8 protein-coding genes are annotated in these 7,482 nt (G+C 45.1%); 5 read left to right on the top strand and 3 right to left on the bottom strand.

The features are described from left to right. On the bottom strand, positions 1 to 236 hold a 236-nt coding region (purS, locus tag F8H35_RS02915), incomplete at its 3' end, for a phosphoribosylformylglycinamidine synthase subunit PurS (protein ID WP_472572077.1). Between the two features lie 55 nt (positions 237 to 291). On the opposite strand from purS, the gene F8H35_RS02910 reads away from it, so the two are divergent. From F8H35_RS02910 to rpoD, 4 genes are read left to right on the top strand one after another with little or no spacing between them, the layout of a single operon-like run. Beyond that, positions 292 to 864 (top strand): CPBP family glutamic-type intramembrane protease, encoded by a 573-nt coding sequence (locus F8H35_RS02910; protein WP_472572076.1) that lies wholly within the window; start codon positions 292 to 294, stop codon positions 862 to 864. Further along, complete coding sequence (lspA, locus tag F8H35_RS02905) at positions 864 to 1,319, top strand: signal peptidase II (protein WP_472572075.1); 456 nt, start codon at positions 864 to 866, stop codon at positions 1,317 to 1,319. The genes F8H35_RS02910 and lspA overlap by 1 nt, the downstream gene beginning before the upstream one ends. 59 nt (positions 1,320 to 1,378) lie before the next feature. Beyond that, the gene (dnaG, locus tag F8H35_RS02900; RefSeq protein ID WP_472572074.1) at positions 1,379 to 3,016 is read left to right on the top strand and encodes a DNA primase; all 1,638 of its coding nucleotides are present in this window, start codon (positions 1,379 to 1,381) and stop codon (positions 3,014 to 3,016) included. Positions 3,017 to 3,027: 11 nt separating this feature from the next. Next, entirely contained in the window at positions 3,028 to 4,719 is a 1,692-nt protein-coding gene (rpoD, locus tag F8H35_RS02895) for an RNA polymerase sigma factor RpoD (protein WP_472572073.1), read from the top strand. Here the strand turns inward: rpoD and F8H35_RS02890 are convergent. Beyond that, the gene (locus F8H35_RS02890) at positions 4,708 to 5,550 is read right to left on the bottom strand and encodes an RluA family pseudouridine synthase (protein WP_472572072.1); all 843 of its coding nucleotides are present in this window, start codon (positions 5,548 to 5,550) and stop codon (positions 4,708 to 4,710) included. The genes rpoD and F8H35_RS02890 overlap by 12 nt on opposite strands. A 94-nt stretch (positions 5,551 to 5,644) precedes the next feature. Here F8H35_RS02890 and F8H35_RS02885 point away from each other — a divergent pair, with 94 nt between their 5' ends. Beyond that, on the top strand, positions 5,645 to 6,259 hold the full coding sequence (locus tag F8H35_RS02885; RefSeq protein ID WP_472572071.1) for a peroxiredoxin: 615 nt from the start codon (positions 5,645 to 5,647) through the stop codon (positions 6,257 to 6,259). Here the strand turns inward: F8H35_RS02885 and F8H35_RS02880 are convergent. After that, complete coding sequence (locus tag F8H35_RS02880) at positions 6,256 to 7,437, bottom strand: hypothetical protein (protein ID WP_472572070.1); 1,182 nt, start codon at positions 7,435 to 7,437, stop codon at positions 6,256 to 6,258. The genes F8H35_RS02885 and F8H35_RS02880 overlap by 4 nt on opposite strands. Positions 7,438 to 7,482: the final 45 nt, after the last annotated feature.

The following is a 7,482-nucleotide window of genomic DNA, read 5'->3' as shown; positions in this document are numbered from 1 at the left end:
TAGGTATACTCCTCAATTACCGGGTTGACTAAGAACTTCTTTGCCATCTCCTCAACTTCCCTCTTAACCTCTTCCGGGCTATCTGCCTCAATCTCCATCGTTATGTATTTGCCTACCCGAACGTTTCTGACCTTTGTAAACCCCAACTGGTGTGCGGCCTTCTCAACGGCTACTCCCTGGGGGTCCAGAACTCCTTTCCTGTAGGATATAAACACCTTTACAGAGTAGGTCGCCATTTTTCTCTCCCGGCATAATTTTGTAGCAGTTGAATTATAGACCATAGGGAGCGCTATGCTGAGCTGTAAATCGTGTTCTTTCTTCAGGGCTTACTTTGGAGTTATCCTCTTTGCCGCCTTCTCTGTCAGGTTTTTCCCTCAGTATTCCGGCCTCCTCCTCCCTTTAGTTCTGGTTGCCGTTCCCGTTCTTCTCTTTAAGAAAACTCCTTACGAGCTTGGCTACAGGAACTTCCTGAAGGGGATTCTCTGGGGAGTTCTTGCCTCTGCTGTTGTTCTGCCCCTTTACTACGTGGGAGCTCCCCACAAACTCCCCCCTGACCTCCAGAAGCTCACCTCCGTTGCTCCTTTCTACTTGGGGGTTGCAGTGGGAGAAGAGACCTTCTTCAGGGGGTTCTTCTACTCCGTTTTTGAGAATGAAAAGCTCTTCTGGCTCCTCACAAAGAACAACCTTCTCTCAAGTATTCTCTTCGGCGTTGCCCACGCCCTTGTCTACTACGACCCTTCCCGGTTTATCGTCTTCTTCCCTTCGTTAGTTATGGGATTCCTCTACGAGAGGAGCGGCTCCATAGGAGCTCCCATCCTCTTCCACTTCCTGTCAGACCTCACTTTCCAGTTTGCGAGGTTGTGATGAGAACACTGTTTCTGATAACTACCCTTTTAACCTTTCTTTTAGATAGGATTACCAAGCTCTGGGCACTTAAGGAACTCCACCATCCTATTTCAGTAGTCCCCGGCCTTTTCTCACTGAGGCTTGCAGAGAACAGGGGGGCGGCCTTCAGCCTCTTTTCAGGCGGAAACGAGTTTATCAGAAAACTCTTTCTCCTCTTAATTCCCGTTTTTGTCGTTTTGGGGATTTTCTACTACGTTTTTAAAAGAGAGAAGTTAACCCCTGTTCTTTCAGTATCTTTAGGGCTCATAGCTGGGGGAGCTCTCGGTAACCTCTACGATAGGTTTTTCAACGGTAAGGTGGTTGACTTTATTGATTTTTACTTTAAAAACTACCACTACCCCACCTTCAACGTTGCAGACGTTGGAGTTTTTATAGGAACTGTTCTCCTAATCTTTTTCTACAGGAGAAGTTGACTTTGTTTTCTCCCCGAATAATTTTAGAAAGGCCATATAAAGAGAATGAGGTGATATAATTGGGGAGCTCCAAGGTCTCCCACTCTTTCGTCCAGGAGCTGCTGTCCCGGATAGACATCGTAGATATCATATCACACTACTTAACACTAAAACAGTCTGGAAGGAACTTTGTCGCCCTCTGTCCCTTCCACCCGGAAAAGACTCCTTCCTTCGTTGTAAGCCCCGAAAAGCAGATATTCAAGTGTTTCGGCTGCGGCGTTGGTGGAAACGCAATAACCTTTGTCCAGCAGTATGAGAACCTCTCGTTCTTTGAAGCTGTAAAGAGGGTTGCTGAGATTGCCGGAGTGGAGCTCCCCCGTGAAGCCTTCTCTGAAGATAGCTCTACGGTAGAAGTTGAAGAGGCCGGCCTTAAGGCCGCCAGATACTTCTACAGCCACTATGAAAGAGTTGAAGACTACCTCCTTGAGAGAGGAGTTGACAGGAAAACGGCAGAGAAGTTCCTCCTTGGCTACGCTCCGCCGGGATACCTGAGAGAGCTCAAGATAAAGGATGAAGCCCTTACCCAGTTGGGGCTTAAGAGTTCCAAGGGCAGAGAGTTCTTCCGTGAGAGGCTGATAATTCCCATCTTCAACCATTCTGGGAAAGTTGTGGCCTTTGCAGGAAGAGCCCTCAAAGAGGGTCAGGAACCAAAATACATAAACAGCCCGGAGAGTTCCCTCTTCAAGAAGAACTCCACCCTCTACGGCTTCTACCAGTCAAAGGAGTTTATCCTTAAGAAGCGAAAAGCGATTATCGTTGAGGGCTACTTTGATGTCATTTCACTCTTCAGATTAAGTGTCTACGGCGTGGTTGCTCCAATGGGAACTTCGCTAACCGAAAACCACGTTCGTTTTCTAAAGCGATACACCCACTCTCCCATTCTCATGTTTGACGGAGACTCTGCAGGAAGGAAAGCCACCATCAGGTCTGCTGGAATCCTCTTTAAGTTTGGAGCTGAACCTTTAGTTGTTCAACTTCCCGACGGTGAAGATCCGGATTCAATGGCACGGAGCTCCCCAGACCTTCTGAAAGAGCTCCTCTCCCGTCCGATTCCTTTTATAGACTGGGCTGTTGAAACGGTTAAGTCGCTACCTTCTGTTGAGCGGCCAGAGCTCCTCAGGCAGGTAGCCCTTGCCGTTGCTGAACTGAGGGATATTAACCCTTTCCTGTTTAAGGATTACCTGTCAAGGCTTTCTGCTGAGTTCGGTATAGATGAAACCTGGTTAAAGTCGCAGCTTCCAAGGGTTCGTAGAAGAGAGGAATCCGGTTTAAGTGAAGAACCGATCCCGATTTATGAAAAGGCCTTCCTGAGAGCCCTTCTTGAGGGAGTGGCTCTCCCCGTAGAGGTCTCTCCAAACATCTTCGTTTCCCAGAAGGTTGCAAAGCTTTATTCCTTAATCTCTCAGACCGGAGAGAGGGACGCTACAGCTCTCCAGACCCTCTACCCGGAACTTTCAGCCCTCATCTCAGACGTTCTCTTTATGGAGATTTCTGAAGAGGAGCTCCGCCGTTACGTCTGCAGAGTTCTCGTTAAAGAGCTTGAGAGAAGGCTTAAAAGAGTTTCCGACATTTCTGAGAAGGTTACCCTCAAAAAACTGGTCTTTGAGCTTAAAAAAGGAAACTTTGAGATAGTTGAGCAACTCCAAACTATAAATTAAAGGAGGCGGCCTTGGAGCGGCTGAACTTTGACGAGATCATAGCTCTCGGGAAAGACAAGGGCTACATCACATTTGACGAACTGATGGAGCACCTGGACGAGGAGGTGCTCACACCAGAACTGATAGAAGAGCTGATAACCCAGTTAGATGAGTACGATATCCAGATTATACCAAAAGAGGGCGAAGACCACGTAGACCTTTCCAAACTCCAGATAACCATAGCTCCCGATACCCTTCCCCGTTCCGATGATCCCATAAGGCTCTACCTCAGAGAGATGAGCGATATCTCTCTTTTAAAGCGCCACGAAGAGATTGCCCTTGCAAAGAGGGTGGAGCTTGGAAGGAAAGCCCTCGTTCGTTACCTTCTCAAAACCAGAGCGATTTTAGATTACGTTCTTGAGGTTGAAGAGAAGATAAAGAACGGAGAACTGAAAGTAAGGGACATAATGCGCTCCCCCGACGACTTTGCGGAGGGTGGAGAGAGCCAGAGGAAGAAAAAGTTTTTTGCCATCGTTGAAGAGGTGAAAGAGCTCCTTCCCAAACTTGAGAAACTTCAGAAACAGCACCAGAGGAACAAGAAAGACCAGGAGGTAAGAAGAGAATTCCTCAGAACATGGGCAAAAATAAACAGTTTACTGAGGCAGCTTCCCCTCTCTTACTCCATCTACGAAAAGCTGGCCGAAGACATTTACAGGAAATACAAGGTTTTAAAGAGAAGCGAGAAAAGTATTCAGAAGCTCAGCGGAAAACTCTCCTTCCTCGGAATTCCCATTGACGAAATCTGCAGCCGTATAGATGATGACGAGATAAGGGAAAAGATAGATGCCTCACCCTACACGACCAGAGAGATCAAGAAGATGGTTAAAAAATACCTTGACAGTAAAGAGACCTACAGGCAGGTTCTCAGCACTATAGGAATGCCCAGAAACACCTTTTACAAATTGGCTGAGAGGATTTACTTCTACAAGAAAGATTCGCAGGAAGCCAAGCAGATTTTAGTCCGTTCAAACCTGAGGTTGGTTGTAAGCATAGCCAAGAAGTACATAAACAGGGGGCTACACTTCTTAGACCTCATTCAGGAGGGGAACATCGGCCTTATGAAGGCCGTTGATAAGTTTGAGTACAGGAGAGGCTACAAGTTCAGCACCTACGCAACCTGGTGGATACGCCAGGCCATAACAAGGGCGATAGCTGATCAGGCAAGAACTATAAGAATTCCCGTTCACATGATAGAGACCATAAACAAGGTCATTAAGGTCTCCCGTCAGATGTTCCTGGAAATGGGAAGGGAGCCAAAGCCTGAAGAGATCGCAGAGCGTTTGAAAATGCCTGCCAGTAAGGTACGTTCAATCCTTCAGCTTGCCCAGGAGCCCGTTTCACTTGAAACGCCTATAGGGGACGATGAAGACAGCACTTTAAGGGACTTCATTGAAGACACAAAAAGCCCCATCCCTGAGTATGAGGTTATTAAGAAAGACCTTCAGGAAAAAGTTTCACAGCTCCTCTCACAGCTCAGTGAGAGGGAAGCCCTCGTTATAAAACTACGTTTCGGTTTAGACGGCTACCCCGAACACACCTTAGAGCAGGTTGGAAAGGAGCTTAAAGTTACAAGGGAGAGAATAAGGCAAATAGAATCTAAAGCTTTGAGGAAGCTGAGGAATTCCGGTCTTGATATTGACCTTTCTATTTTCTTAGAGCGTTAGTTCATTTACTTTGAACTTGAATTCTCTGAGTGATTTCAGGAAAGACCGGAAGTCCTCCGGCAGGGGGGCTTCTACTCTTACCTTCTTCCCTGTTTCTGGGTGTTTAAAAACTATTCTGTAGCTGTGGAGAAGTATCCTGGGGGAGAAGTTAAAGGGAAACGGGAAAGGCCTTTTCCAGTAGATAAACTCTCCGGCAACGGGAAGTCCAATTCCGGCAAGGTGCCTTCTTATCTGGTGTTTTCTTCCCGTTGGGATTTTTACAAGTAGGAGAGCTCCCCTTTCAAACCTTTCTAAAACGGAAATTTCCGTTATTGCTTCCTTTCCATCAAGCCTGAAGTCAACCCTTTTTCTGTTCCACCTGGGAGCGGATGGTACTACTGCCAGATACTCTTTTTCAATTTCCTTTTTTCGGAATGTTTCCTTAAACTTCTCAAATAGCTTTTTATTTTCAACGGCTACAATAACTCCTGATGTTTGTTTATCAAGCCTATGAACGACTTTAACCTGTTTCCCATAAAACTTCTTGATAACTTCTTCAAGGTTGGGTTTATCCCTGTTGCTGTTTATAAACGGCGGTTTATTGACGACCCATACTTCCTCTTCCCTGTAAAGAACTTCCGGCTTTTCAGGTTTAAAGAGTAGCGAATTGAGACAGAATTCAACGGAACTTCCCGGTTTCAAGATTTCCCTGTAGCGGAGCTCCTTCTTTCCATAAACACTAACAAGCCCCTCATCTATCAGCTTTTTTGCCTTTTTCCTTGTTCCGGTTACGTGGGCTACTACGTCTATCAGTTTGTATTCCTGCTTTACATAGATTCGCCAGTATTCCATAGAAAACCTCTATTTAAAGAATAGTTGAACCTTGAATTGCTTGAGCTTTAATATATTAACAGAGAAACTGAAAACTTTTTTTAGGAGGGAAGAGATGGCACTTGTAGGCCAGAAAGCTCCGGATTTTAAAGTTCAGGCTTACGACCCGGTGCAGAAAAAGTATGTGGACGTTCAGCTCTCAGATTTTGTTCCAAACAACGAGGGAAAGTTCTTAGTCCTCTGTTTCTACCCGGCAGACTTTACCTACGTCTGACCTACCGAACTGGCTGCGGTCGCAGCTAAATACGACGAAATTAAGGCAAGGGGAGCTGAAGTCCTTGCAATCTCCACAGACACAGTCTTCAGCCACCAGATTTTCTGTGAAGTAGAACCTTTAATGAAGGATGTAAAGTTCCTCCTTGGAGCAGACCCAACAGGAGCAGTATCAAGAACTTACGGCGTTTACATTGAAGAGGCTGGAATTGCAAGAAGGGGAAGGTTCATCATTAACCCAGACGGCATTATTGTAGCTGAGGAGGTTCTCAACCCACCTGTTGGAAGGAACGTAAACGAACTCCTCCGCCAGCTTGACGCCTGGAAGTACGTTTACGAACATCCAGACGAGGCTTGCCCTGCAAACTGGAGACCCGGCAAGAAGACACTCAAGCCAGGCCCGGAAATTACAGGAAGGGTTGGAGAGGTTATCACCATAGACGAGATTCTCTCTTAAGAAGGGGGCATCTGTCCCCCTTTTTTCTCTTCTCTCATCTGTTCAGCTATGGCTTTTTCAATTTCTGAAAGTAGCTTTCCCTCGTTAAAAACATCTTTAGCATCGCTGAAAATCCATACAGAATCGGGAAAATTTTTAGGTAGTTCTTCTACTGAAGGTGGAAATTCAGCAGAATTTTCGTTTCCTAAAATATAGATATCACCGTTTAACGAACTCAGAGGAATTTTAATTGACCCATAAGGGCAAGCTTTGAATACCAGTCCTTTTACCTTTAAATCTGAAATTCTCCAGCTATTCTTCTTAAGGAAGTCAGACAGTTTTTTGATACATCTATCAACTTCTTTCTGGTTGTTGGTGTGTATCTGAACTGTTATTAAACCGCCTGTTTTGTGCGGATGTAGGGTCATTACATTACTTCTGCAGCTGAACTTGAGAGTATTTCTCTGGAAGTTCCAGATTGCGTAGTCTAACTGCCTTAGTGTCAAGGTCGGTATGAATTTTTTGAGTCTGTTGAGTAGATCTGTCATTAACATTACAGCTATGTTATCAGCCATATTTTCGTAGTAGCAGTAGAGCCAGGCAAGGTATCTCTTTACCATTCTGTCAGGTTTTACGGTGTTGCAATCTCCAGCCAGCATTAGAAAGTAATCAAAGGCTATTCCGCTTCTCAGCCCGGGTATAGTTCGTATCTGATTTTTTAGAGAATTGATAAAGCCTGGTGTGTTTAGTCTGTTGCCTAAATCTTGAAAGTAGTCTATTCCGTTTCTTTGAAGAATTTGAGCAAAACGGTAAACAGCCTCGGCTTTTAATAGTCCGTTTCTCCTTGGAACTGTTCTGCACCTGTTCTTAAAAACAGTTGTTGCTACACCTTGGAAGTTAATTCCTCTACCTGTTTTAAATTGGTTGAAGATGTTTAGTAAATCGCTTACAGATCTCTGCTGTGAAACAGGAGGAAAAGTTTTCTGATTTCTGTAGCAGTTCCAGTTCGTATATTGGCAGAAGTTCTGAACAACTTTTTGAACTGTAGAATACCGTATCCCTATTGAGAAAACAGCATCAATTATGCACAAGGTTAGGTGCTGGTAGTAGAACTCCCGCCCCAGTTTTTGTGGAAAGAGCTGACTGATAACGATAAGTTCAGGTGTTAGTTTTTTCGCTTTTTGGAGAGAAACTGCCATACCTTCCTCCTCAATCAGTTTGTTTAATTTTTGTTCTTTTATGGT

The sequence above is a fragment of the Thermovibrio sp. genome, assembly GCA_015488335.1.
GTDB lineage: Bacteria > Aquificota > Aquificia > Desulfurobacteriales > Desulfurobacteriaceae > Balnearium.
This window is presented reverse-complemented; position numbering and strand designations above follow the sequence as displayed.